At 66.4% G+C, this 25,241-nt stretch carries 17 protein-coding genes and 1 riboswitch; of the genes, 5 read left to right on the forward strand and 12 right to left on the reverse strand.

Annotated features, from left to right (window positions below; genetic code table 11):
* Together cobT and L286_RS37465 are read right to left on the reverse strand one after the other, a co-directional pair.
* A partial coding sequence (cobT, locus tag L286_RS37460; protein WP_021223583.1) for a nicotinate-nucleotide--dimethylbenzimidazole phosphoribosyltransferase occupies positions 1-944 on the reverse strand: 944 nt, incomplete at its 3' end.
* A complete protein-coding gene (locus L286_RS37465; protein ID WP_021223584.1) occupies positions 941-1,348 on the reverse strand; it encodes a DUF1636 domain-containing protein in 408 nt (135 codons plus the stop codon). The genes cobT and L286_RS37465, both read right to left, overlap by 4 nt.
* Positions 1,349-1,542: 194 nt before the next feature.
* A riboswitch (cobalamin riboswitch) is annotated at positions 1,543-1,733 on the reverse strand.
* On the opposite strand from L286_RS37465, the gene L286_RS37470 reads away from it, so the two are divergent.
* The gene (locus L286_RS37470) at positions 1,726-2,358 is read left to right on the forward strand and encodes an MgtC/SapB family protein (RefSeq protein WP_020819520.1); all 633 of its coding nucleotides are present in this window, start codon (positions 1,726-1,728) and stop codon (positions 2,356-2,358) included. Its footprint overlaps the riboswitch before it by 8 nt.
* Before the next feature lie 150 nt (positions 2,359-2,508).
* Positions 2,509-3,690, forward strand: coding sequence for an acetyl-CoA C-acyltransferase (locus tag L286_RS37475; RefSeq protein ID WP_007686088.1), 1,182 nt, complete (start codon positions 2,509-2,511; stop codon positions 3,688-3,690).
* A gap of 111 nt (positions 3,691-3,801) precedes the next feature.
* Here the strand turns inward: L286_RS37475 and L286_RS37480 are convergent, their stop codons facing one another.
* The 9 genes from L286_RS37480 to L286_RS37520 form a co-directional block, all read right to left on the reverse strand.
* Positions 3,802-5,088: a DUF3422 domain-containing protein gene (locus L286_RS37480; protein WP_020819519.1), complete on the reverse strand. Its 1,287-nt coding sequence runs from the start codon at positions 5,086-5,088 to the stop codon at positions 3,802-3,804.
* A gap of 152 nt (positions 5,089-5,240) precedes the next feature.
* Positions 5,241-6,476, reverse strand: coding sequence for an SGNH/GDSL hydrolase family protein (locus tag L286_RS37485; protein ID WP_020819518.1), 1,236 nt, complete (start codon positions 6,474-6,476; stop codon positions 5,241-5,243).
* A gap of 69 nt (positions 6,477-6,545) precedes the next feature.
* Positions 6,546-9,476 (reverse strand): TonB-dependent receptor, encoded by a 2,931-nt coding sequence (locus L286_RS37490; protein ID WP_020819517.1) that lies wholly within the window; start codon positions 9,474-9,476, stop codon positions 6,546-6,548.
* 339 nt (positions 9,477-9,815) lie between these two features.
* Entirely contained in the window at positions 9,816-11,288 is a 1,473-nt protein-coding gene (locus L286_RS37495) for a mannitol dehydrogenase family protein (RefSeq protein WP_020819516.1), read from the reverse strand.
* A complete protein-coding gene (gene uxaC, locus L286_RS37500; RefSeq protein ID WP_020819515.1) occupies positions 11,285-12,697 on the reverse strand; it encodes a glucuronate isomerase in 1,413 nt (470 codons plus the stop codon). Before uxaC ends, L286_RS37495 begins: the two co-directional genes overlap by 4 nt.
* Positions 12,694-13,971 (reverse strand): MFS transporter, encoded by a 1,278-nt coding sequence (locus tag L286_RS37505; protein WP_020819514.1) that lies wholly within the window; start codon positions 13,969-13,971, stop codon positions 12,694-12,696. Before L286_RS37505 ends, uxaC begins: the two co-directional genes overlap by 4 nt.
* Before the next feature lie 127 nt (positions 13,972-14,098).
* Positions 14,099-15,310, reverse strand: coding sequence for a D-mannonate dehydratase ManD (gene manD, locus L286_RS37510; RefSeq protein ID WP_013053919.1), 1,212 nt, complete (start codon positions 15,308-15,310; stop codon positions 14,099-14,101).
* A 14-nt stretch (positions 15,311-15,324) separates the two neighbouring features.
* Positions 15,325-17,697 carry a glycoside hydrolase family 3 N-terminal domain-containing protein gene (locus L286_RS37515; protein ID WP_020819593.1) on the reverse strand — a complete coding sequence of 791 codons (2,373 nt, stop codon included), beginning with the start codon at positions 17,695-17,697 and terminating at the stop codon, positions 15,325-15,327.
* Positions 17,694-20,069: a glycoside hydrolase family 3 N-terminal domain-containing protein gene (locus L286_RS37520; RefSeq protein WP_020819592.1), complete on the reverse strand. Its 2,376-nt coding sequence runs from the start codon at positions 20,067-20,069 to the stop codon at positions 17,694-17,696. Before L286_RS37520 ends, L286_RS37515 begins: the two co-directional genes overlap by 4 nt.
* Before the next feature lie 158 nt (positions 20,070-20,227).
* On the opposite strand from L286_RS37520, the gene L286_RS37525 reads away from it, so the two are divergent.
* Together L286_RS37525 and L286_RS37530 are read left to right on the forward strand one after the other, a co-directional pair.
* The gene (locus L286_RS37525) at positions 20,228-22,360 is read left to right on the forward strand and encodes an alpha-glucuronidase family glycosyl hydrolase (protein WP_020819591.1); all 2,133 of its coding nucleotides are present in this window, start codon (positions 20,228-20,230) and stop codon (positions 22,358-22,360) included.
* A 40-nt stretch (positions 22,361-22,400) separates the two neighbouring features.
* Entirely contained in the window at positions 22,401-23,441 is a 1,041-nt protein-coding gene (locus tag L286_RS37530) for a LacI family DNA-binding transcriptional regulator (RefSeq protein ID WP_020819590.1), read from the forward strand.
* A gap of 118 nt (positions 23,442-23,559) precedes the next feature.
* Here the strand turns inward: L286_RS37530 and L286_RS37535 are convergent, their stop codons facing one another.
* Complete coding sequence (locus tag L286_RS37535; protein ID WP_007686114.1) at positions 23,560-23,973, reverse strand: MarR family winged helix-turn-helix transcriptional regulator; 414 nt, start codon at positions 23,971-23,973, stop codon at positions 23,560-23,562.
* A 364-nt stretch (positions 23,974-24,337) separates the two neighbouring features.
* Between L286_RS37535 and L286_RS37540 the strand changes: the two genes are divergently transcribed.
* Positions 24,338-25,186: a ThuA domain-containing protein gene (locus L286_RS37540; RefSeq protein WP_020819589.1), complete on the forward strand. Its 849-nt coding sequence runs from the start codon at positions 24,338-24,340 to the stop codon at positions 25,184-25,186.
* The last annotated feature ends 55 nt before the right edge of the window (positions 25,187-25,241 follow it).

Genomic DNA, 25,241 nt, shown 5'->3' on the forward strand with positions numbered 1-25,241 from the left:
ATCTGCGCGGCGACCGCGGCGCCGCTCCCCTCGCCCAGCCGCATGTCGAGCCGCAGCAGCGGCTCCAGCGCCAGAGCGGCCAGCAGGCGTTCATGCCCCGCTTCCGCCGACATATGGGCGGCCATGCAATGGTCGACGATCGCCGGATTATCCTTCGCCAGCGGCGCGACCGCCGCGCAGCCTATGAACCCGTCCAGCATGACCGGCACGCGCAGCATCCGCGCCGCCAGCACTGCGCCGGCCAGCGCCGCGATCTCGCGCCCGCCCAGCCTCCGCAAGGTTTCGAAGGCGTCGGCGCAATGCGCCCCGTGCAGGGCGAGCGCCAGCGATACCGCATCGGCCTTGCGCGCCAGCCCTTCGCCATCCACGCCTGTCCCGCGCCCCACCCAATGGGCCGCCGCACCCCCAAAGGCCTGCGCGCAGAGCGCCGCCGCCGGCGTGCTGTTGGCAATGCCCATCTCGCCCGGCAACAGCAGGTCGAGGCCCTCTTCCGCCGCCGCCGCTCCGGCATTGATCGCGCTCAGGCAATCCGCCTCGCTCATGGCCGCCTCCGCGCAGATGTCGCCGGTCGGCCGTTCCAGATCGAGCGCGACGACGGCCAGTTCCGCGCCGCAGGCCTGGGCCAGCGCGTTGATCGCCGCGCCGCCATGACGGAAATTGGCCACCATCTGCGCCGTGACCTCTGCCGGGAAGGCGCTGACGCCCCGCGCCGCGACGCCATGATTCCCCGCGAAGATAGCGGCGCGGATGCGCTCCGCCCGGGGCCGTTCCCGCCGCTGCCAGCCCGCCATGAACAGGGCGATCTCCTCCAGCCGCCCCAGCGAACCGGCGGGCTTCGTCAGCACCCGCTGCCGCTCCGCCGCCGCTGCGGCAGCGCCTGCGTCCAGGGCGGGAAGCTCCGCCAGAGCGGCGGCAAAGGCGGCCCGGTCGACGAAGCGGATCATGAACAGACGAAGCCGTCGGGCGGCGTGCGGACGATGAAATGCCCCTTCACCCCCTGCGGCCAGTCGGCATAGCGCACCACGCCCTCCTCGCTTTCGGCGTGGCGCGCCGCATAGTCCAGTATCGCCCGCGCGGCTTCCTCATCGGGGGTGAAGTCGCCCAGCACATAGCCGACCTTTCCGGTCCCGCGCACATGCACCGCGCAATGGCGATCGCAGGCGAAGAGGCAGGGCATGTCCTGCACCGCGACAGCCGCATAGGCGGGATCGCCGTCGCGAACCCTGTGAAGCGCCTCGACCAGCAGGGCGCCGCCTCGCCGCCCTGCCGCATCCGCCCGCTGCTCCGCCGAAAGACGGCAGGTCGAACAGACGACCACCGACGCCCCAGGCCCGACAGCCCGCAGCATCAGCAATGGCCCCGCAAATCAGTCATTCCACATCCTCCAGCCCGGCGGCATGCGCCCCATCGGGAACCGGGCAAGGGAGGACAGGCCGGCACCAGGGCAGGCGACAGGACTCCCCCCCGCGCGGTCGCACCGGCAAGGCGATGGCTGTCGCTCGGCGAGGAGACCCCCGTTCGCCCGGCACACCCTGTCCGGTCGAAGAACGACGGCGTCAGGCAGGTCTCCTGGCTCGCGGGTCGATGCTGTCCGGCCGCCTTCTCGAAACCCTGTCGGTTCAATGGCGCGATGGCCGGAAGGCTCGCCGCTTACAGTTGCAGGGGCAGCGCGGGCATTTCACCCGACTTCCCTTTTCATCCCCTTGCAGGGAACCTGTCGCGCCAGTGCTGATAAAGCCGGCTTCGATCAATCGCAAGGCCGGAAATGGGAGGGTGGCGACGCGGTCGGGCCTCGGCTTCCGCTGCCGTCCGTCCTGGAGGGAACGGCAGCCGCCCTTCGCGGGTTTCATGGCCATGTTGGCCAACGATTTCGGCACCACGCTCGTCCGCCTTGTCCTTGCGACGCTGCTCGGCCTTGCCCTGGGCTTCGAGCGGGAACGCAACGGCCATGATGCGGGCCTGCGCACCCATGGCCTGGTGTCGCTGAGTTCGGCCATGCTGACGCTGTCGGCGCTCGAATTGGTGGAAGTGCACCCGGACGGGGATCCGATCCGCGTGGTTCAGGGACTTGCGCAGGCGATCGGCTTCATTGCGGGCGGCCTTATCTTCGTGCGCGGCGGGGATGTGCGCAACATGACCACGGCCGCCAGCCTGTGGATGGCTGCGGCCGTCGGCATCACGGCCGGGGCGGGCCAATATGTGCTCGTGCTCGTCGGATCGCTGATCGCGCTGATGCTGCTTTCCTTGCTCCTCCTGGTCGAAAAGCGCATCGCCCGGCGAAGCCGCAAGGCGGACAGGCTGGAGGGCGACGCCATGCCCAACCGGCGCGGTTCCGTGGTCCCGGATCGCGAGGGTTGAACGGCAAATCCGCGCCGCCTTCCCCGGCTGCGCGCCCGGCGGTATAGGAAAAGAGCGAACCGATGCGAATGGAAAATCAGGGTTGCGATTCGCCTGCGACGCCGCGCTTCGCCCCGTCCGGAATCTGCCCAGGCGCCTGAGGAAAGAAAAATGAACAAGGACATCATCATCGCGGGCTATGCCCGGACGCCCATGGGCGGTTTTCAGGGCGCACTGGCCAGCGTCTCCGCCCCGGAACTGGGCGCCGTGGCGGTCAAGGCGGCGGTCGAACGCTCCGGCGCCGCGCCGGAAGCCATAGACCGCATCTATATGGGCTGCGTCCTGCCCGCCGCGCTTGGCCAGGCGCCAGCGCGGCAGGCGGCGCTGGGCGCGGGCCTGCCTCAATCCGTCGAAGCGACCACGGTCAACAAGATGTGCGGTTCGGGCATGCAGGCCGCGATCATGGCGGCCGAAGCGCTGAGCGCCGGGACGGTGGACATCGTCGTCGCCGGCGGCATGGAGAGCATGACCAACGCGCCCTATGCGCTGCCCAAGCATCGCTCCGGCGCGCGCATCGGCCATGATCGGATCATCGACACGATGATGATGGATGGGCTGGAGGACGCCTATGACCGCGGCAAGCCCATGGGCGCCTTTGCCGAGGACACGGCCCGCGACTATCAGTTCACCCGCGCGGAAATGGACGCCTATGCGATCGAAAGCCTCGCCCGCGCCAATGCGGCGATCGACAGCGGCGCCTTCGCTGGAGAGGTGGTGCCGGTCATCGTCAGGACGCGCGGCGGCGAGGTCCAGGTCGACAAGGACGAACAGCCCGGCAATGCAAGGCCGGAGAAGATTCCGTCGCTCAAGCCCGCCTTCGCCAGCGACGGCGCGATCACCGCGGCATCCTCCGCCTCCATCTCCGACGGTGCGGCCGCGCTGGTGCTGACCCGCGCCGACGTGGCGGAGAAGCTGGGCCTGGCGAGGGAAGCGCGCATCGTCGCCGCCGCAGCTCATGCCCATGCTCCCGCGCTGTTCACCACGGCCCCGGTCTTCGCGATCCGCAAGGTGCTGGAGAAGGCGGGCTGGTCCTCCGGCGATGTCGACCTCTACGAAGTGAACGAGGCGTTCGCCGCCGTCGCCATGATCGCGATGCGCGACCTCGATATTCCGCGCGACAGGATCAACGTCAATGGCGGCGCCACGGCGCTGGGCCACCCCATCGGCGCAAGCGGCGCGCGCATCATCGCAACGCTGGTGGCGGCGTTGAAGGCGCGGGGCCTCAAGAAAGGCGTCGCGGCGCTCTGCATCGGCGGCGGCGAAGCGACCGCCGTCGCCCTCGAAATCCTGTAAGCGACATCCGGGGCCGGCGCGATCCGGCAGGCGCCTGTCCTTGATCCATGTCCATCAAGTCATGAATTTGGCGTAGCGCAACTTGTCGCGAGGGAAGGTTCTGCACGCGGCCTAATGCCCGCTGCCGTATGGCCGCTTGACCTTCCTGATCTGGCCGATTCCCAGGAAGACCGTGACGATCGTCACCGGGAACAGCGCGACATCGATCCAGGCGGGCAGGTGCCATCCCTGAAGCTCCAGCGCTTCCTTCAGATGGTGCCAAAGGCCAAGGGCATAATAGCTGATGGCCACCACCGACAGCCCCTCCACCGTATGTTGCAGCCGCAATTGCAGCGCGGTCCGGCGGTCCATGGAAGCCAGCAGGTCGCGGTTCCGGCGGGCAAGGGCGGTGTCGACCCGCGTGCGCAGCAAGGCGCTGGTCCAGGCGGTCCGCTGCGCCAGATCCTCCAGCCGGCGGGTGAAGGCATCGCAGGTGCGCATGGCCGGCAGCAGTCGCCGCTCGGTGAAGTCGTCGAGCGAGCGGTAGCCCCGCACCGGCGCGACGGCGAGGCGGCGAATGCGGTCGCGGCAGATTTCCGCATAGGCCTGCGTCGCGCTCATGCGGTAGCGGGTGCGCGCCACGATCCCGGCCAGCTCCGCGCTCAATGCGGAAAGTTGCTCCAACACCTGATCGGCATCCGCATCCTTCTGCGCGACGCGGCTCGTGATCGCCGTCAGCCGCTGTTCCAGCGCGGTGAGCAAGGGCGTCGCCTGTTGCGCTTCGGGCAGGCCCAGCAAAGCGATCTTGCGATAATTGCCCAGTTCCTGAAGCCGCTGGACCAGTTGCGAACTTTCGCCGCCCTGCAATCCCTTGTCATGGATGAGCAGCCGGCCGAAGCCGTCGGCGTGCAGGCGAAAGTCGCTCCAGATGCGGGCTTGGCCGTCCGCCACGTCGGAAATGATGAGGTCGTCGGTGGCGAAATGCGCCGCGATCGCAGCGGGCGGCAGCTCGTTCATGACCATCGCGATCTGGGTGGAACGGATCACCCTGCCCGGCATGTCCGCCATCCATGCGGGCACATCGCCAAATGGCGAGAGGTCGAACAGCGTCGCGCCCTCGACCGCCGCCAGGAAGCTGTAGGTCATGAATTCGGTATGACGCTCCCAGGAGAAATGGAGGTCGCCGATCCGCGCCGCGAGGAAGCGGTCGCCGGGCTTGAGAGCGGGAAAACGGTCGGACAGGAGGGCGATGCCCTTCTCGGCCTGCTGCTCGTCGACCAGCAGCACGAATTGCAGGGCAAGGGCAGGCGCATCGAACCGGGGCAGGCCGCGAATATGCATTTCCCGCGACAGGGAAGCCCGCAGCGGATGGTCCCGCTGGCTGAGCGCCGCAAAGGGATCGCTGGTCATGTCGTCCATGGGCCGGTTCTTCCTTGGCAGGCTTGCGTTATTAAGTCCGACAATATCGTCCTTGTCGATTCATAATGCGGCGGGATCGCCATTGGCAATCCGCCCTGCCCTAAAGGATGACAGGCAAATGGGCGGAGATCGGTCAGGCCGCCCGGCCCCTGCTATTTGAACAGGTCGAGCGGGATCGCCTCGGCCATGGCGCGATAGCCTTCGGGCGAAGGATGCAGCGCATCCCCGACATCATAGCGCGGAAGCAGGCGGTCGGGACGGGCGGGATCGCGCATCGCCCGGTCGAAATCGATCACCCCGTCGAAATTCCCCGGCTCGCGAATCCAGCGGTTGACGGCCTGCCGGTCGGCTTCGTTGCGGGCGTCGGGATGATAATAGTCGTTGCCCACGAAGGGCAATATGGTTCCGCCGATCACCTTGATGCCCCTGGCGCGCGCCCGCATGACGATCTGGCGATAGGCGCCGATGATGCGCGATACCAGCCGCGCATGTTCCGCATCGCTCACCTGCGTTTCACGCGTCAGCGTGCCGATGTCGTTGATGCCCTCCAGCAGGATCAGAAAGCGCGCGCCCGGCTGCGCCAGGACGTCGCGGTCGAGCCGGGCCAGCGCATTGGGGCCAAGGCCGTCGTTCAGCAGGCGGTTGCCGCCTATGCCCTGGTTGACGATGGCCAGATGCCGCGTCGCCGGATCGGCCTGGAGCCGCCGGGCGAGATTGTCGGTCCAGCGGTCGTTGCCGTTCGTGGTCGACCCTCGTCCATCGGTAATGGAATCGCCCAGCGCGACGATCAGTTGCGCCGCCGCGCAGCGCTCCACCTCCAGCCCGGCGAGCGAGAACCAATGCTCCACCGTCTGCGCGCCCGCCATGGCGGGGTCGGTCAGATGATCGCCCTTGAGCAGCCAGGAGGTCGCCCGCGATCCGGGGTGAGAGGTCTGGCCCGAAGGCTCCTCATCAAAGGCGATGCTGATCGCCAGATCGTCAAAGGCGCGGACCGGCAGCGCCACCGGATCGGACAGATATTCGGCGCCGGCCGGGATCGTCACATCGCCGCGCCCGTCGAAGCGTAGCGGAATGAGGGTCTTCGCATCGATGGCCGGCGATCCGGCACGCAGCGCCCGCGCAATGCTGGCGCCCCTTATGTGCAGGGGGGCGGTGCCGGCGAGGTTGGACAGGCGCACGCGCAGCCGGTCGCCCGCGATGGAGGGCCGGACGATCTGCCGCAGGCTGCTGTCCGCCAGCATGCCCGGCGCCAGCGCATTGTCCCCGGTCGGCGCCATCTGGGCGGAGGCCCAGGCCGCCGTCCAATGTCCCGGGCATGACGCCGCCCAGGCCGGGGTCGCGACGCAGGCCGCCAGCGGGAGGAGAAAGGCGGCAAGGGTCAACCGCATGGGCTTGTCCTCATCGAATGAAGAAAGGGGGCCGGTCTTGCGACCGGCCCCAGGCTCCTTGGGGGAGGATCAGAAATTCGCGCGAATGCCCGCCAATATGGTCCGCCCCGGATAGTAGATCGAATAGGGCGCATTATCATATTCGAAGGTGGTGCGGATCGGCTCGTTGGCGATGTTCAGCACATCCAGCGTCAGGCGCATCGCCTTGTTGAGGAAGGGCAGTTGATACCCCGCCGACAGGTCGAGCTGACCACGGGCATCATTGCGCAGGGCGGCGCCGGTAATGCCGTTCTGCGGCGCGTTGACCGCGATCGACTTGTCGTTCCAGACATAGTTCAGACTGACGGACAGGCCGTTATTTTCATAGAAGCCCTGGAGATTGTACGACCATTTGGAAACGCCGGTCGCCACCAGCCTGGTCGCCTGACCCGGCATCAGCTTCGACGATTGCTTGAGGTAAGTGCCGTTGGCGGAGAAGCCCAGGCCCTTCACCAGGAAGTCGAGCGGCTGCACCCAGGTCGCCTCGACGCCCTTGATCTTGAGGTCGCTGAGGTTGATCGGCCGGTTCACCGAAACGATCAGGTCGTTGATCGCAACGCCGGTCGATGCCGCGCGGTTGGTCAGCGCCTGCTGCTGGGTTGCGATCAGGCTGTCATAGGGGATGTTGAGCGACCCGAAGGTGACGTCCTGGGACTGGGTGACGGTGAAGCCCTGGACATTCTTCTGGAACAGCGACAGCCCGACATAGCCGATGCCGCCGGTGTAGATTTCGCCGCCCAGATCGTAATTGTCGGAAGTATAGGGCTTCAGCGTCGGATTGCCAGCGGTCGCCACCAGCGCCGATGGATCGGTGAAGGTCACGCCCGGCAGGATCTGGCTGGCGTCCGGCCGCGTCATGGTCCGCGAGGCGGAGGCGCGCAGCTTCACATTGTCGGCGATGTCGTAGGTCAGGTTGATGGACGGCAGGAAATTGTCATATTTCGACCGCGAAGTGATGTCGACGATCGCCGTGCCCACCTGGCTGGGACCGACCACCAACTGGTCCGTGGCGGCGTAGCGCATGCCGGCATTGATGTGCAGGTCGCGATCCGCGATGGTGGTGACGCCGTTCAGTTCAAAATAGGCGCCCCACACCTTTTCGTCCATGTCGCCGGTTGCGCCGCCGGTCACCGCGCCGCGCGTTTCCGGCGCGCTGTCGCGATAGCTGTAATAGTCGGTCGCATCCTTGATCGCGCCGAAATCAGGCATGATGAAGGCGTTATAGCCGATATTGCGGTTCGCCAGATGGCCGAAATTGCCCACCGTCATCGGCATCAGATATTGCGGAATGGCGCTGGTCGGAATCGATCCGGTGGCGCCGGTGCAACCCGTGCCGCAGACCGAAAGCTGATAGGCCTGGCTGTTATCATAGGCGCGGATCGAACGGGTCGCCCGGTCATAAGCGGCCCCGACCTTCACGTTGAACGCGGCATCGCCCAGCATGACGTCCAGATGCGCGCCCTTGGTTTCCGTCTTGCGACGGACCAATGCGATGTTCTGGCGATACCATTGCCAGCCCAGATTGGGATCGTTCAGGTCGACATTGGTGGTGATCGACGGATAGTAGCCCTGCATGTTGTCATAATAGACGTCGACGCCGGAATTGGGCGGCGTCTGGAACGCGAAGGTCGGCTGCTCGCGGAAGAAGCGGCTCTTGGAATAATTGGCGCTGAGATCGACCTTCAACGTGTCGGTCGGCTGCCAGCTCAGGCTGGGATTGATGTTCCAGAATTTGGTGGTCTGCTTGAATTGGCTCGCCTCCAGGAAGAAGGAGGAGTTGGCGAAGGTGCCCGACGTCACGACGCCGTTGTCGTCGACGGTGAGGTCGATCGGAATCATGCCGCCGGTCGCCTGCGCGCCTGTGCCCGGGCCGGAATTGCGGACCTGCCAGTTCATGTTGATGCGTGAATAGTCGCGCTTCGACCTGGCCCAGATGCCGTCCAGGGCAAAATGCAGCGTATCGCTGGGCCGCCATTCGAGCGAGGCCAGGGCGGAGATGCGCGAACGGTCGCCATCGGTCAGCGTATTGCGGCCCAGGCGCGGCAGCAGCGCGGTGCTCAGCTGGTTGCGGGTCAGGCCGGATGTCGCGACGACATCGACCGGCTGACCGGGGATGAGGCCATGCCCGGCATTGGCGGGCACGGTCGATGCCCAAAAGAAGTTGTTGCCGCCAGCATCGGGCACGCCATTGACCGGACCCAGATTGCCGTCGGTCCAGCCGACCGTGTCGAAGCCGTCGATGCGCGTCTTCGTCTTGACGCCAGCGACGCCCACCAGGATGCCGAACGTGTCGGTCGTATGGCTGGCGACGATCGCGCCGCGCGGGCTCAGCTTTTCATTGCTGTCGGTATATTGGCCCTGCGCGACCACGGTGACATGGGTGCCCGGCTTGTCGAAGGGGCGGGCGTTGCGCAGGTTGACGGTGCCCGCAATGCCGCCTTCCAGCGTAGAGGGCGATGGCGTCTTGGCAAGGTCGAGGCGGGTGAAGAGTTCGGACGGGAAGAAGTCGAGGTCGACTTCGCGATTGGCGCTGCCGCCGTTCGTGCCGCCGTCCGACGCGACCTGAAGCTGCGATCCGTTCAGCAGCACGCGGGTGAAGCTGGGGCCAAGGCCGCGAATCGCGACCTGCGTGCCTTCGCCGCTGATGTCGCGGTTCAGGCGCACGCCCGGCATGCGGTTCAGCGTTTCAGCCAGGTTGGTGGCGGGCAGCTTGCCGATGTCTTCGGCAAAGATGGAATCGCCGAAGGCTACGGCGTTCTTCTTGGCGTTGGTCGCGCTCTGCAAGCTGCCGCGAATGCCGGTCACGACGATGTCGGCGGCTTCATCCTGCTGGGCGACGGGTTGAGCGGCGGGCTGGGCCGCGCTGTCCTGGGCGATCGCCGCCTGGGCCAGCGTCAGCGCGCCGAAGGCCGAGGCCGCGCAAAGCGCCATGCGGAAAGAACGAATATGAGAATCGGCCATCAAAAATCCCCTCCTGAGCGCAGCTTCCGCCTATCCGGTAAGCCTGTCTGGTAGCGCTATCAGTCAGCCTTTGATAAACCCTGAGTTATTTTTGTCAAGCCCGGAACCGACTTTATTGGTAACGGTACAAGCGGACTTTCTGGATCTGGAAGTCCCAGGCGCAATCGATCCCGGCGAGACTCGGACCAGCTTCCACAGGCGCCAAGGTGACGGCGATGCCCGGCCGGCGATCGGTCGATCCTCTGGCCCTGTCTGTATGACGCCACCTGCGTTAACGGTATCAGGCGTTGCAACGAGTCTCTGAATGCCGGGCGCCAAAGTCGACCCTGGCGAATTGCATCATATCCGTTCCTGGAAGGTGGAGAGCGCCGCCAACGCCCCGTGCGTTTCGAGGATGGCGAGCCACCGGATCAGCGCCATGCGGAAAGCCGCATTCGCGGCCAGGGCGGGCGGCACCACCGCGTCGAGGCGCAGGATCGCGGCGACCCGCTCCTCCGCCGTATCGGCATCCGCGAGGCGGGCAGCGATCGCGCCTGCCAGGGGATCGTCGACACCATGCGCGTTGCCCAGATCGTCCCGGCCCGCCTGCCAACGCATCCAGGCCGCGACGGCGAGCGAGAGCGCCTCTATCCCCTGCCCCGCCGCCAGCCTCGCGGCGATGGGGGCGAGCAGGCGCTGGGGCAGCTTCTGCGATCCGTCCATGGCGATCTGGCGCGTGCGATGGCGCAGCGTCGGATTGTCGAAGCGGGCCATCAACGCGTCGCGATAGGCGGCGAGGTCCAGTTCCGGCGGCGGCGACAGCGTCGTCTGCGCCTCGTCCCACAGCGCCTCGACAAAGGCGCGGATCGCCGGCAGCGCCAGCGCCTCATGCACATGGTCGATGCCCGCAAGGCCGCCCAGATAGGCGATGCCGCTATGCGCGCCATTCAGCAGACGCAGCTTCGCCTCCTCCCACGGGGCGACGGCGGCGGTCAATTGCACCCCTGCTCCGAATTTCGGGCACGGGCCGCAAAATCGGTCCTCGATCACCCATTGGATGAAGGGTTCGGTCTTGACCATCGCCCGGTCTTCCACCTCCAGCCGCACGGCGAGCGCGGCGACATCGTCCGACGTGGTGGCGGGCACGATGCGGTCGACCATGGTTTCGGGAAAGGCCCCCTCTTCCCCGATCCATTCGGCCAGCGCGGGATCGTGGCGGCGCGCCAGCGCCAGCACGGCATTGCGCAACCGCTGCCCGTTATGCGGCAGATTGTCGCAGGAAATCGCCGTGAAGGGCGGCAGGCCCAGGGCCTTCCGCATCGCCAGGGCCGCCACCAGATAGCCCGGCGCCGTCTGCGGCCTGGCCAGCGAGGCGAGATCGGCCGCCAGTTGCGGATCGTCCTCGATCAGCGCGCCGGTCGCTGGATCGAGCCTGTAGCCCTTCTCGGTAATGGTCAGCGTCACGACATGGGTGTCGGGCGACGCCAGGGCGTCCAGCAAGGCCTGCGGCTCCTCCGGCGCGACGATGACCCGCTGGACCGCGCCGATGATCCGCACCCGCTCGGACGAGCCGTCCCGCACCAGCATGGCGTAGAGGCCGTCCTGCGGCACCATCTGGTCGCGCACCTGCGGCGAGCGCAAGGAGGCGGCGATAATGCCCCAGCGCAGGTCGCCGGCATTCAGCACGTCGTCGAAAACCGCCGCCTGATGGGCGCGGTGGAAGGCGCCGATGCCCAGATGAACGACGCCAGCCCTCACCGCAGCGCGATCATAGGCAGGCCGGATCACATCGGCGGGCAATGTGCCGAGCGTCGCGGAGGATAGGCGCCTCACAGCTTATAGGCCTGCTTCACCAGGTCGTAGGACAGGGCGCGGGCGAGTTCGAAGGCCTCGTCTTCTTCCAGTCGGTGTTCGGCCACCAGCCGCGCCAGCCAGGCGCAGTCCATCCGCCGCGCCATGTCGTGCCGCGCCGGAATCGACAGGAAGGCGCGGGTGTCGTCGTTGAAGCCGACCGTGTTGTAGAAGCCCGCCGTCTCGGTCGCGCGCTCGCGGAAGCGGCGCATTCCTTCCGGACTGTCATGGAACCACCAGGGCGGACCCAGCCTCAGGGCGGGGTAATGGCCCGCCAGCGGCGCGAGTTCGCGGGAATAGACATCCTCGTCCAGGGTGAAGAGGATCAGCGTCAGGCGCGGATCGTTGCCGTAGAGGTCGAGCAGGGGCTTGAGCGCCTGGACGAACTCTCCGGCCGCCGGAATGTCGCCGCCCTTGTCCCTGCCGAAACGCGCCAGAACGGCTGCATTATGGCTGCGATGCACGCCTGGATGAAGCTGCATCACCATGCCGTCCTCGATCGACATGCGCGCCATTTCCACCAGCATATGGCCACGGAACAATTCGGCGTCGCGGTCGCTGACGGGACCGGACATGACGCTGGCATAAAGCGCCTCGATCTCCGCCTTGCCGAGATGCGCAGTGAAGGCCGTGGGATGGCCATGATCGGTGGAGGTCGCCCCGGCGGCGCGGAAATCGGCGCGACGCCTTTCATGGGCACGCAGATAGCCGGCGAAACTGCCCGCATCCTCCCCCGCCATGGCGCAGAAGGCGCGGACATTGTCGGCAAAGCCGCGCACCGCCGGATCCATCACCGGGTCGGGCCGATAGGCGGTGATCACCCTGCCGCCCCAGCCGGACGCCCGGATCGCGCGGTGATGGTCCAGCGGGTCCAGCGGTCCTTCGGTGGTGGCGATGACCTCTATGCCATGGCGTTCGAACAGGGCGCGGGGACGGAAAGCGGGCGTCTTCAGCGCAGCGTCGATGATGTCGTAATAATGGTCGGCGGTGTCCGCCCCTAGCCGGACGTCGATGCCGAAGGTTTCGGCGAAGACCCAGTCGAGCCACATGCGGGACGGCGTGCCCCGGAACAGGTGATAATGGGCGGCGAACCTGTGCCAGATGGCGCGGGGATCGGTTTCCGTGGGGCTGCCGTCCCTGGTCGGAACGCCCAGCTCCTCCAGCTTCACGCCCTGGCTCATCAGCATGCGGAAGACATAATGATCCGGGACGATCAGCAGTTCGGACGGATTGGGGAAGGGGTCGTCATAGGCGAACCAGCGCGGATCGGTATGCCCGTGCGGGCTGACGATGGGCAAATCCCTGACCGTGGCATGGAGCGCGCGGGCGATGTCGCGGGTGCGCGGCTCGGCGGGGAAAAGGCGGTCGGGGTGGAGCTTCAGCGGCTTCATGAACGGGGTTCCGAAAGGGTGACGGGCGCGTAGCGCGGCACGATGAGGTGGACGACCAGCAGCGCGACCAGATAGGCGCAGGCCGCGACGATGAAGATCGGCTGGAAGCTGCCGACGCTTTCCAGGATCATGCCGGCGAACTTCGCCATCAGCATGCCGCCGATGGCGCCCGACAGCCCGCCAAGGCCGATGACCGATCCCGCCATCCAGCGGGGAAAGAGGTCGCCCGGCAGCGCATAGACATTGGCGGAAAACCCCTGGTGCCCGGCGCAGGCAAGGCCGATCAGCCCGACCGCCACCCACAGGGCCGGCGCCTGCGCAGCGAAGGCGATGGGAAGGGCGCAGAGCGCAGCGCAGAACATGGCCGTCTTGCGGGCGCGGTTGATGCTCATGCCCCGGCCCATCAGGCGCGACGACAGCCAGCCGCCCGTGACCGACCCGACGTCCGCCAGCAGATAGACGGCGATCAGCGGCGGGCCGAAGTCCAGCATCTTGACGCCATATTGCTTGTTGAAGAAGTCCGGCAGCCAGAAGAGGAAGGTCCACCACACCGGATCGATCAGGAAGCGGGCGGCGATATAGGCCCAGGTCTGGCGGTGGCGGAACAGGGTGCGCCATTTGACCGGGCGCTGCGGCTCCTGCGGATCGGCTTCGATCCAGGCGAGTTCCTCCTGCGACAGGCCCTTCTTCTCCCGCGGGCGGCGATAGAAGCCGAGCCATGCCGCCAGCCAGGCCACCGTCAGCAGGCCGGTCAGGATGAAGGCCCAGCGCCAGCCCATGGTGACGGCGATGACGGGCACGATCAGCGGCGTCAGGATCGCGCCGACATTGGACCCGGCATTGAAGATGCCGATGGCGAAGGCGCGCTCCTTCTTGGGGAACCACTCATTGGTCGCGGCGATGGCGGCGGGGAAGGTTCCCGCCTCCCCGACGGCCAGCGGAATGCGCGCAAGCAGCATCCCCGCCGTAGAGGTGAAGAAGATGTGCATGACGTGGCCGACGGTCCACAGCCCGACTGCCAGCGCATAGCCCGCCCGCGCCCCGATGCGGTCGATCAGCCGCCCGAAGAAGACATAGGCGATGCCGTAGCCCGCCTGGAACCAGATGGCGAGGTCGGCATAGCCGCTCTCGCTCCAGCCGTAGCGGGCCTGGAGATCGGGCTTGAGCGTCGGCAGGACCAGCCGGTCGACATAGCTCAGCACCACCGCCGCGAACAGCAGGGCGCAGACGATCCAGCGGACCTTGCCGGAGGGTTTGGGGATGGATCGGGTCATGGTCGGTCCCTATGATCCGTCATCCCCGCGCAGGCGGCGATCCATTTCACGCCCCAAGTCCCGCCGAACGCCGGGAGATGGATTCCCGCCTGCGCGGGAATGACGGAGAAAGAGGGGCAGGCACGGATCACCAACTGAACATCGTGCCGTCTTCCAGCCGGTTCACCGGCAGGAAGGCGCGCTTATATTCATATCCGGCGGCCAGTTTCTCGTCGATGTCGACGCCCAGGCCCGGCGCCTCGCCCGGATGCATCATGCCGTCGGAGAAAGTGTAGGCATGGGGAAAGACCGCGTCGGTCTCAGGCGTGTGCCGCATATATTCCTGAATGCCGAAATTGGGGACGCTGAGGTCGAAATGCAGCGCTGCGGCCATGCACACCGGCGACAGGTCGGTCGCGCCATGGCAGCCGGTGCGCACCTGATAGAGATCGGCCAGCGCGGCGATCCGGCGCAGATGGGTGATCCCGCCCGCATGGACCACGGTCGCGCGGATATAGTCGATAAGCTGGTTCTGGATCAGATCCTTCGCGTCCCAGATCGAATTGAAGATCTCCCCCACCGCCAGCGGCGCGGTGGTGTGCTGGCGGATCAGCCGGAACGCCTCCTGGTTTTCCGCCGGCGTCGCATCCTCCAGCCAGAAGGGGCGATATGGCTCCAGATCCCGGCCCAGACGTCCGGCCTCTATGGGGGTCAGGCGGTGATGGATGTCGTGCAGCAGGTGCACGTCCCAGCCCAGCGCTTCGCGGGCGGCCTTGAACAGTTCGGGGACGACGCGAAGATATTTGGACGTGTTCCAGACATTTTCGGTCGGCAGGTCGGCGTCGGCGGGTTCGTAGAAATATTTGTCTTTCGACACGCCATAGGTCGACGCCATGCCCGGCACGCCGCATTGCAGGCGGATCGCCTTGTAACCCTGCGCCTGATATTCCAGCGCGGCGTTGATCGTGTCCTCTATGGTCGTGCCGTTGGCGTGACCATAGACCATCGCCCCCTCCCGGCTGGCCCCGCCCAGAAGCTGATAGACCGGCAGGCCCGCAATCTTGCCCTTGATGTCCCACAGCGCCATGTCGACCGCCGCGATGGCGGTCATCGTCACCGGACCGCGCCGCCAATAGGCGCCCTTGTAGAGATATTGCCAGATGTCCTCGATCCGGTGCGCGTCGCGCCCGATCAGGCAGGGAACGACATGATCGGCCAGATAGCTCCCCACCGCCAGTTCCCGGCCGTTGAGCGTGGCGTCGCCCACGCCATGGACGCCTTCATCGGTGATGATCTTGAGCGTGACGAAATTGCGGCCGGGACAGGTGACGATGACCTTGGCATCGATGATCTTGGGCATTGGGATGGTCCTGTTCAGATGATTTCGAGCGTGGTTTTCTGGAGGTTTTCGCTGTCCGGCCCGGTCATGATGTCGAACAGGCCGGGTTCGACCACTTCCTCCATGTCCAGATTCCAGAACGCGAAGGCGGCGGGCTTCAGAGTCATGCGCACGGCGCGGCTCTCGCCGGGGGCCAGCGTGACGCGTTCGAAGCCCTTTAGCTCCTTGATCGGCCGTGTGACGCTGGCGGTCCGGTCGCGGACGTAAAGCTGGACGACCTCGTCGCCGGGCCTCTGCCCCATATTGCGGACGTCGACCTCCACCGTCACCTCGCCGCCCGTGCCGATGCGCGGCGACGACAGGCGGGGCGGCCCAAACTCGAAACGGGTGTAGCTGAGGCCGAAGCCGAAGGGGAAAAGCGGCGAAATATCCTCGAACACATAGCCGCGCCGGGCGGACGGCTTGCGGTTGTAGAAGATCGGAATCTGCCCCGCATCGCGCGCCACGGTGACGGGCAGCTTCGCGCCGGGATTGACGTCCCCGAAAAGGATGTCGGCCATGGCGGTGCCGCCTTCCTGCCCCGGATACCAGCATTCCAGCAGCGCGTTGGCGCCCTCCGCAACCGTGGGATAGCTGGGCGGGCGGCCATTGATCGCGCACACCACCACCGGCTTGCCGGTCGCCTTCAGCGCGGCGAACAGTTCGTTCTGCTCGCCCAGCAGGTCCAGGCTCGTGCGGTCGCCCAGATGGTTCTTTGCAAAGCCTTCCCGGCTGGTCTGTTCCGTGTCGCCTATGGCGAGCAGGACGATGTCCGCTGATTTCGCCACCTCGACCGCCTGCGCGATCAGTGCGCGGTTCTCCGCCGGATCGGCCAGCAGCACCTCGTCCGCCGAGCGATCCTCGCTCCGCGTGATGAAGACGCCTTGGGCGTGGACGACCTCCGCCTTGCCCTTGAGCTTCGCCTGCACGCCTTCCAGCAGGGAGACGGCCTGGCGCGGAACGCTGCTATAGCCGCCCAGTCGCGCAATGGCGGCATTGGGACCGATCACCGCGACCCGCTTGTGCGCGCCGGGCATGAGCGGCAGCGTGCCGTCATTGCCGAGCAGCACGATGGAACGCTGCGCCGCCTTCAGCGCCAGCGCGCGCGCCTCCGCATTGCCGGCCAGTCGCTCATGATCCTTGCGCGGCCAGGGATTTTCGAACAGGCCCGCGCGGAACTTGAGCGTCAGCATCCGGGTGCAGGCCAGATCGACCGCCTCAAGCGGCACTTTGCCCGCGCGGACCTGTTCGACGAGCGTCCGATAGGCCTGGCCATCGGGCAGCTCGCAATCCACGCCCGCCCGCAGAGCGGCGCGCGCGGCCGCCTCCGGGTCGGGCTGGACATGGTGGATCGTATCCAGTTCGTGGACCGCGCCATAATCGCTGACGACGGCGCCGTCGAAATGCCATTCGCCGCGCAATATGTCGTTCAGCAGCCAGCGGTTCTGGTGCGAAGGCACGCCGTCTATCTCGTTATAGGACGGCATGACGGCGGCGATGCCGGTGCGCTTCACCACTTCCCGGAAGGGCGGAAAGAAATTTTCGCGCAGTTCCCGTTCGGAGATCGGCGCGGGTGCGATATTCTCGCCGCTCTGGGGTTGGCCATGGCCGGTCATGTGCTTGAGCGTCGCCATGACCTTGTCCGGGCCGATCTGCCTGCTCCCGCCCTGAAGGCCGCGCACGGCGGCCACGCCCATCTCGCCGCAGAGATAGGGGTCTTCGCCGAAGGTCTCCTCGATCCGGCCCCAGCGCGGGTCGCGGGCGATGTCCACCACCGGCGAAAGCGCCAGATGGACGCCGCGAGCCCGCACCTCGCGAGCGATGACCGACTGGACATCCTCCATCAACTGGCGGTCGAAACTGCCGGCCAGCCCGATCGCCATGGGAAACATGGTCGCCTCGGTCGCCATAAGCCCGTGCAGCGCCTCCTCATGGAACAGCACGGGGATGCCGAGCCGCGTCTCCTCCATCGCCCATTTCTGGACGGCGGTGATGAAGGCGACCGTCTCGGCGGGCGTCCGCCAGCGCGCACCCACGCCGCCCGCCTGGGTCGATCCGTTGGGCGCGCCGCGACGGTCGGACGGGCGGGTGATCTGGCCGAAGCCGTCGGGATAGGCCTTGCTCGCCTTGGCGGGAGAGAAGGTCAGATCGTCCATGACGTCCGCCTTGGTCGCCCAGAGCGCGATGATCTGGCCGACCTTCTCCTCCAGCGTCATGCGCGCCAGCAGATCCCTGACGCGCAGGTCGATGGGGGCGGCGGCATCCTTGTAGAGCGGCCCGCCCTTCCCCTTCGCAACGGCGGGCGCAGCGGCGAGCAGCGAGGTCGAGGCAAGCAGGCCCAGCGCCTGGCGGCGCGCGAAACCGCTCATGGCGCCACCGTCAGCGTAGCGGATTTGAGCGCGACCGAACTGTTGCCGGTCATGATCTCGAAATCGCCCGGCTCGACCACGCGGTCCATATGATCGTTCCACATCTGGAGCGCTTCCGGCCCGATCGTGAAGGTCACCGTGCGCACCTCGCCGGGCTTCAGCGTCACGCGCTGAAAGCCCTTCAACTCCTTGATAGGCCGGGTGACCGAACCGACCTTGTCCCGCACATATAATTGGACGACCTCGTCGCCCTCGCGCCGGCCGCTATTGCGCACGTCGACCGACACGCGGGTCGTGCCGCCGACGCCGATCTTCGCGGCCGACAGGCGCGGCGCGGACAGGTCGAAGCTCGTATAGCTGAGGCCGAAGCCGAAGGGGTAAAGCGGATCGGTCGTATCGAAGAGATAGCCGCGCCGGGCGCTGGGCTTCACATTGTAGAACATCGGCAACTGCCCTGCCGAACGCGGGATCGTCACCGCCAGCTTGCCGCCCGGATTGACGTCCCCGAACAGCACGTCCGCCACGGCATGGCCGCCCTGCTCGCCCAGATACCAGCCTTCCAGAATGGCGTCGGCCTGTTCCGAAACCTTGACGGTGGAGGCCGGACGGCCGTTGATGAGCACCACGGCGATCGGCTTGCCCAGCGCCTTGAGAGCGTCGAACAGTTCCTGCTGCTCGCCCACCAGGTCCAGGCTGGGGCGGTCGCCCAGATGATTGTCGGCCCACCCTTCCCGGCTCGATTGTTCCGTGTCGCCCAGCGTCAGGACGATGCGGTCGACATGGCGGGCCGCCTCGACCGCCTGGGCGATCAGGCGGCGGTTTTCCGCGGGATCGGACCGGGTGACCTTGTCGGCCCACCAATCGTCATTCTCCGTGATCCTGACGCCCTGCGCGAAGACGATCTTCGCCCGATTCCCGACTTTCGCCCTGATGCCTTCAAGAATCGAGACGCTATGCGGGGGCTGGCCATAATAGCCGCCCAGCCGCGCCACGGCGGCGCTGGGACCGATGACGGCGATGCTGCCCTCCGGCTTCAGCGGCAGCATGCCGTCATTCTTGAGCAGGATGATGGAACGCTGCGCCGCCTTCAGCGCCAGAGCGCGCGCCCGCGCATCATTGGTGATCTTCTCCGAAGTGGCGGCGTCGGCATAGGGATTTTCGAACAGGCCGGCGCGGAACTTCAATTCCAGCATATGCCGCACGGCACGGTCGACCAGCCCCTCGCCGATCTTGCCCTCGCGCACCTGGCGGCCGAGCGTCGCGTAGGAAAGACCGTCGGGCAGGTCCGCATCCACGCCCGCATCCAGCGCGCGGCCCGCCGCCTGCTCCAGATCGGCGGCGACATGGTGGATGCTCATCAACTGGTCGACCGCCGAATAGTCGCTGACCACCGCGCCCCTGAAGCCCCATTCGCCGCGCAGCACATCGCGCAGCAGCCAGCGATTGGCGTGGGAGGGCACGCCGTCGATCTCGTTATAGCTGGCCATCACCGCCTCGATCCCGGTGCGTTTCACCACCTGTTCGAAGGGCGGAAAGAAATTCTCGCGCAGTTCGCGTTCGGAAACCGGCGCCGGACCGACATTGGTGCCGCTTTCGGGCTGGCCGTGGCCGGTCAGATGCTTGAGCGTCGCGAAGACCTTGCCCGGCGGCAGCAGGCGCGACCGACCCTTGCCTTGCAACCCCTCGACAGCGGCGACGCCCATCTCTCCCACCAGATAGGGGTCTTCGCCATAGGTTTCCTCGATCCGGCCCCAGCGCGGATCGCGGGCGATGTCGACCACCGGGGAAAGGACCAGGCTGACGCCGCGCGAACGGATTTCGCGGGCGATGACGGCATTCACCTCGCGCAGCAGGTCGGGATCCCAGGAGGAGGCCATGGCGATCGACTGCGGGAAGCTGGTAGCGCCAACAGCCGCATAGCCGTGCAGCCCTTCCTCATGGAACAGGATCGGGATGCCCAGTCGGGTCTGCGTCGTCGCCCAGCGTTGCAGCGCGTTGACCAGCGCCACCGTCTGGCGCGGATTGCGGCCGGGGACTTCGCGGGGGGAGAATGCCCCCTTGGCATCGGAGGGACGCGTGAACTGTCCCATGCCATGGGGAAAGCGCTGCGCCAGTTTCGATGGGTCGAGCTGCAAGCTGTCGTCGAAAATCCTGACCTTTTCGGTCCAGACCGCCGTGATCTGGGCGATCTTCTCCTCCAGCGTCATGCGGGAGAGCAAGTCGTCCACCCGCGATTCGATGGAGGCGTTCGCATCCTTGTACAGCGGACGGGCGCCCGTGGACGCGGGCGCCGCCGGAACGGGAGCGGCGGGCGTCGCGACCGCCAGCGTCAGCAGCGAAACCGCGCCCAACAGCTTGCGCACCCGGATCACGAAACAGCCTCTCCCCTTTTTTGCGGCGGCTTCCAGCTTTTTGCTTGCCGCATCCCAACTGATAGCGTTAACATTGCTCAGACAAGAGCGGCCTGTCAATGCCCTTCGATCCGAAGCCTCGGTTCGGGCGAAGACGGGAAGGAGAGGAAAGGGGATCTATGTTCGCGCGCCTGTTCTGCTGGACCATCGCCACGGCCGTCATGACGGCGCCCGCTTTGGCGGAGGACGGCTATGATCTGTGGCTGCGGCACGAAAAGGTGCAGGATGGCGGCAATCTGGCGCGGCACGCCGCGGCGGTCGTCGCGCCGGGTCGCAGCGCGACCGCGCTGGCCGCCCGCGACGAACTGATGCGCGGCCTTGCGGGCGCGAACGGCGCGGCGCCGGCATTGGTTGAAAAGCCCATGAACGGCGCGATCTGGCTCGCGACTCCGGCTTCCGCCCCCGATCTGCCGGTGAAGCTCGACGGGCTGGGCGAAGAGGGCTATGCCATTCGCTCGGTCACGCTGAACGGCCAGTCCGTGACGGTGATCGCCGCCAATGGCGATGCGGGGCTGCTCTACGGCGCCTATGCCTATTTGCGGCTGGCGGAAACGGGCGCATCGCTCGACCGGCTCGACATCCGCAGCGCGCCGCGCATGAAGCTGCGCTTGCTCAACCATTGGGACAATCTGGATGGCACGGTGGAGCGCGGCTATGCCGGGCAATCCATCTGGGACTGGTGGCGCCTGCCCGACTGGAAGGGGCCGCGATACACCGACTATGCCCGCGCCAACGCCTCCATCGGCATCAACGGCACGGTCCTCAACAATGTGAACGCCAGGTCCGACAGCCTGACCGCGCCCTATATCGCCAAGGCGGCGGCGCTGGCGGACGTATTCCGGCCCTATGGCATCAAGGTCTATCTGTCGGTGAAATGGACCGCGCCGATGGAACTGTCCGGCCTCAGGACCGCCGATCCGCTCGACCCCGCGGTCGCCGCCTGGTGGAAGGCGAAGGCCGACGAAATCTACAGGGCCATTCCCGATTTCGGCGGCTTCCTGGTGAAGGCGAACAGCGAAGGGCAGCCGGGGCCGCAGGATTACAAGCGCACCCATGCCGATGGCGCGAACATGCTGGCCGCCGCCGTGAAACCGCATGGCGGCATCGTGATGTGGCGCGCCTTCGTCTATGCGCATGACAATCCCGACGACCGCGCCAAGCAGGCTTATAGCGACTTCAAGCCGCTGGACGGCCAGTTCGCGGACAATGTGCTGGTGCAGGTGAAGAACGGCGCGATCGACTTCCAGCCGCGCGAACCCTTCCATCCTCTGTTCGGCGCCATGCCCCGGACGCCGCTGATGATGGAATTCCAGATCACCAAGGAATATCTGGGCCAGTCGACCCACCTCACCTATCTAGGCACCCTGTTCGAGGAGACGCTGAAAAGCGACACCTTCGCCCGCGGCAAGGGATCGACGGTTGCCAGGGTGATCGACGGATCGCTGGAGGGCCATAAGCTGACCGGCATTGCCGGCGTCGCCAATATCGGCGCCGACCGCGACTGGAGCGGCTCGATCTTCAACCAGGCGGACTGGTACGCCTTCGGCCGCCTCGCCTGGAACCCGGATCTGTCGGCGGAGGCGATCGCACGCGAATGGGCGGCGCAGACTTTCTCGACGGATGCGAAGGTGGTCGATCCAATCGTCGCCATGATGATGGGATCGCGCGAGGCGGCGGTCGATTACATGACCCCGCTCGGCCTGTCCCATGTCATGGGCACCGGCCATCATTATGGCCCGGCTCCCTGGATTTCAGAGCTTGCCCGGCCCGAATGGAACCCGGTCTATTATCACAAGGCGGACGCGCAGGGGATCGGCTTCGACCGGACGAAGACCGGCAGCAACGCGATCGCCCAATATGCGCCGCCGGTCGCGAAGATGCTCGCTGACCCGAAGACGACGCCGGAACGCGACCTCCTCTGGTTCCACCATGTCGGCTGGGACGCGAAACTGAAATCGGGCGACACCCTGTGGAACGGCCTCATCCGCCATTATGACGCGGGGGTCGCCTATGTCGCGGCGATGCGCCGTACATGGGACGGCCTGCGCCCCCATGTCGATGCGGAACGCTTCGCCCAGACCCAGGCTTTCCTGGGCATCCAGCATCGCGAGGCGAAATGGTGGCGCGATGCCAGCATCACCTATTTCCAGACGCTGTCCAAACGCCCCCTGCCCCCCGGCACGGCGGCGCCGGAACATGACCTGAACTGGTACAAATCGCTCGCTTTCCCCTATGCGCCGGGCAATCCATGACTGGTTTTAGGGGGCGGCAGAGGCTAGTCGGTGAACGACCATGAACGAACGTAAGCCGCCGACAATCCGGGAAGTCGCAGCGCGGGCCGGCGTGTCCGTGATGACCGTGTCGCGCGTCGCGAACAAGCAGAGCTGGGTCAGCCCCCAGACCCGCGCGCGGGTGGAACAGGCGATCGCGGAACTGAACTATGCGCCCAACGTCTCCGCCCGCGCGCTGGCGGGCGGCGACGACCGGCGGGTGGCGCTGCTTTACCGCAACACGACGACCTCCGCCTATCTGGGCGAATTGCTGCTGGGCGGGCTGGATGAGGCGGCGAAGCATCACCTCCACCTGGTGGTCGAACAATGCGAGACCGGCGCCACGGCGGACGACATCATCGCCCAGATCCTCCAGGCCCGCGTTTCCGGCGTCATCGTGCCGCCGCCCCTGTGCGACTGGGACGAACTGGCGCAGGCCCTCACGCGGCAGGACATTCCCTGGGTCGCGATCGCGCCGGACGAGAACCTTGGCATGATGGTGGTCGCGATCGACGACCGCCAGGCCGCGAGCGAGATGACGCGGCATCTGATCGACCTCGGCCACCGCCGCATCGCCTTCATCCAGGGCAATCCGCAGCACCGTTCCAGCGCGCGGCGGCTGGAGGGCTTTCGCGCCGCCATGACCGCGCAAGGCCTGGCGGTGGAAGAGGATTATATCGTGGAAGGCGATTTCAGCTACCGTTCCGGGCTGGAGGCGGCATCGCATCTGCTGAGCCTGGAAACGCCGCCCACGGCGATCTTCGCCTGCAATGACGATATGGCCGCCGCGACCATCACCATCGCGCATCAGCGGCAAATCAGCGTGCCCGCGGATCTGACGGTCTGCGGTTTCGACGATACGCCGCTCGCCGCCGCGATCTGGCCCACGCTCACCACCATTCGCCAGCCGATCCGCGACATGAGCCGCGCCGCCATGACCCTGCTGGCGGAGGCGATGAAGCGCGGGGACGAAATGAACGGAAGAGGGCTGGCGCGGCTGGACTACAGCCTGGTGCGCCGCCAATCCGACGCGGTCCCGCGCCTGAACCACAGGCGGGCGTAGCGACTTCCGCTCACAAGCCACGTGTTCCAGCGAAGGCGGAAGCGCGAATCAATTGCGGAACCGGGCTGCTACCGTCGCAGGAGCGCGTTTCCCTCAATATGTTGAGACCGCAAATTTCTCAGGCGAAGCGCGCCAGCAACTCGTTGAGCAGCGGTCGCAATCGGCGGATCTCATCGCGATGCGTGGCGGACAGCTTCGCCAGCAGGTCCAGCGCGCGCGGCGTCAATTGCAGTTGCGACCGGCGGCGATCCGTGGCGCTGGCATGACGCGTCACCAGCCCCAGCTTTTCCAGCCGGTCGACCAGGCCCGTCGCGCTGTGCGGCTTCAGCAACAGGCGCCGCGCCACATAACCCACCGTGGCGTCCTGGGCAGGCGCGGCCCGCAGGGCCAGCAAAGCCTGATGCTGCTGGGGGGTCAGCCCCATCTGCGCCGCCCGCTCGCTGCTGAACGCCTGAAACTGTCGCAACGCGAAGCGGAATTCCGCCAGCGCCGCATAATCCCCATCCTGCAACATGGCGCCGTCTGCTTCCATAAGACCTTCATCTTCATATCGCGCCGCATTTCATAGGCGGCATCCAGCACCAAAGAGGGATTTGCCCGATTCGGGAAGCCCGCAACGGCATGATGGCGCGGGTTCCCGCAGATGCGCGGCCACTCTGCCCCCATCCGATGGGGAGAAACGACCCGTTTTCCCCATCGTCCTGCCGGGTTCGGGCCTGTTTGCCCGAAGCGCAAGAAAAATAGCGAGAGGGATTGGTATATCCGCCACATTATGGCAGATCATATAGGATATTATCGACCAAGAGAGTCGCAAGACCATCTATGCTGGCGAGGGTGAGTTGAAAGGGATGTTCACAGGGCAGTTCCCCAGGCGCCGACATGCGGCATTGGCGGCGATGGCCGTCGCCTTCCTTTGCCCGGCCGCAGCCGGAACGGCTCCCTTGCCGCCGGTGCGCATCTTGCTGTTCGCCGGGCCGAAGCAGCACGGCGCCCCCGGCCGCCACGAATATGAGAAGGACATGCGCGAACTCGCCTGGCTGCTGGAGCATTCCGGCGCGGCGCGGCAGGTGAAGACGCAGGTCATCGTCGGAGAGAAGCCGCGCGACCAGGCCATGCTGGAAACGGCGGACGCCATCGTGATCGACGGCAATGGCGACTGGCTGAAGCGCGAAACCGGCGCGATCTTCCAGCAATATGCCGAAACCGACGGCCTGGGCTACAATGCGGAGACCACCGCCGCGCTCAAGGATTTCGATGCGCTGCTGAAGCGCAGGAAGACCGGGCTGGTCGTCTATCACTATACGATGTTCGTGGATAACCGGGCGGGCCGGCTCTATCTCAACGATTGGCTGGGCGGGGTCTGGATTCCCTATGTCTCGCACAATCCGGTCGACACATGGGCGATCAGGCCCATCCCCGGCAGGCATCCGATCCTGCGCGGCGTCAAGCCGTGGACGCCGCGGGAGGAGATGTATGCGCGCTATTTCCTGCCCGACAACAGCCGCCGCACCCCATTGCTCACCGCCAGGCCGTCGCAGGCGGCGAACGGCACCGGCGGTCCGGTCGCCTGGGCCTATGAACGGCCCGACGGAGGACGTTCGGTCGTGTGGGGCGGCAACGACTTTCATGACAACATGCATCTCTATCCGCAGCAACGGCGGTTCCTGGTGAACGGAATCCTGTGGGCCGCGGGGGTGGAGGTGCCGCAGGGCGGCGCGAACGACCAGATGCCGCCGGAATTCTGAAATGGACGGGTACGACCGGCGGCCGCGCAGGCCAGCGCCGCGCCGCGTATGGAAT

Source organism: Sphingobium sp. HDIP04 (genome assembly GCF_000445085.1).
Taxonomy (GTDB): Bacteria; Pseudomonadota; Alphaproteobacteria; order Sphingomonadales; family Sphingomonadaceae; genus Sphingobium; species Sphingobium indicum.